Below are 1,541 nucleotides of genomic sequence, written 5' to 3'. Positions count from 1 at the left end.
CCTAAGTTAGAACATCAAACATACAAGGGTGGTATTTCAAGGATGGCTCCACACCAACTAGCGCCAGTGCTTCTAAGCCTCCCACCTATCCTACACATGGAGGTTCAATGTTCAGTGCCAAGCTGTAGTAAAGGTTCACGGGGTCTTTCCGTCTAGCCGCGGGTACACCGCATCTTCACGGCGATTTCAATTTCACTGAGTCTCGGGTGGAGACAGCGTGGCCATGGTTACACCATTCGTGCAGGTCGGAACTTACCCGACAAGGAATTTCGCTACCTTAGGACCGTTATAGTTACGGCCGCCGTTTACCGGGGCTTCGATCAAGAGCTTCGCTTACGCTAACCCCATCAATTAACCTTCCGGCACCGGGCAGGTGTCACACCCTATACGTCATCTTTCGATTTTGCAGAGTGCTGTGTTTTTAATAAACAGTCCCAGCCACCTGGTCACTGCGGCCAGCTCCAGCTCCCCCCGCAAGGGGTTCACTAGCTCTGGCGTACCTTCTCCCGAAGTTACGGTACTATTTTGCCTAGTTCCTTCACCCGAGTTCTCTCAAGCGCCTTAGTATTCTCTACCTGACCACCTGTGTCGGTTTCGGGTACGGTCAACATGTACCTGAAGCTTAGAGGCTTTTCCTGGAAGCAGGGCATCAACAACTTCGCATCCGTGGATGCTCGTCTCGTATCTCAGTCTTAACGGTCCGGATTTGCCTAAACCATCAACCTACATACTTTCACCGGGATAACCAACACCCGGCTTGCCTAGCCTTCTCCGTCCCCCCATCGCAGTACATGTCGGTTCAGGAATATTAACCTGATTCCCATCGACTACGCCTCTCGGCCTCGCCTTAGGGGCCGACTTACCCTACCCTGATTAGCATGGGATAGGAAACCTTGGTCTTCCGGCGTGCGGGTTTTTCACCCGCATTATCGTTACTCATGTCAGCATTCGCACTTCTGATACCTCCAGCATGCTTCTCAACACACCTTCAACGGCTTACAGAACGCTCCCCTACCCAGCAACATAGTTGCTGCCGCAGCTTCGGTGCATGGCTTAGCCCCGTTACATCTTCCGCGCAGGCCGACTCGACTAGTGAGCTATTACGCTTTCTTTAAAGGATGGCTGCTTCTAAGCCAACCTCCTAGCTGTCTGAGCCTTCCCACATCGTTTCCCACTTAGCCATGACTTTGGGACCTTAGCTGGCGGTCTGGGTTGTTTCCCTCTTCACGACGGACGTTAGCACCCGCCGTGTGTCTCCCGGATAGTACTCACTGGTATTCGGAGTTTGCATGGGGTTGGTAAGTCGGGATGACCCCCTAGCCCAAACAGTGCTCTACCCCCAGTGGTATTCGTCCGAGGCTCTACCTAAATAGATTTCGGGGAGAACCAGCTATCTCCGGGCTTGATTAGCCTTTCACTCCGATCCACAAGTCATCCCCATCTTTTTCAACAGATGTGGGTTCGGTCCTCCAATTGATGTTACTCAATCTTCAACCTGCTCATGGATAGATCGCCCGGTTTCGGGTCTATACCTTGCAACT

At 52.4% G+C, this 1,541-nt stretch carries 1 rRNA gene; it reads right to left on the bottom strand.

Features of this window, described 5'->3' with window-relative positions:
* Positions 1-1,541 (bottom strand): 23S ribosomal RNA (locus tag BM292_RS11700); the annotation flags it as partial.

Origin of the sequence: Pseudidiomarina tainanensis (assembly GCF_900115255.1) — a bacterium.
GTDB lineage: Bacteria > Pseudomonadota > Gammaproteobacteria > Enterobacterales > Alteromonadaceae > Pseudidiomarina > Pseudidiomarina tainanensis.
This window is presented reverse-complemented; position numbering and strand designations above follow the sequence as displayed.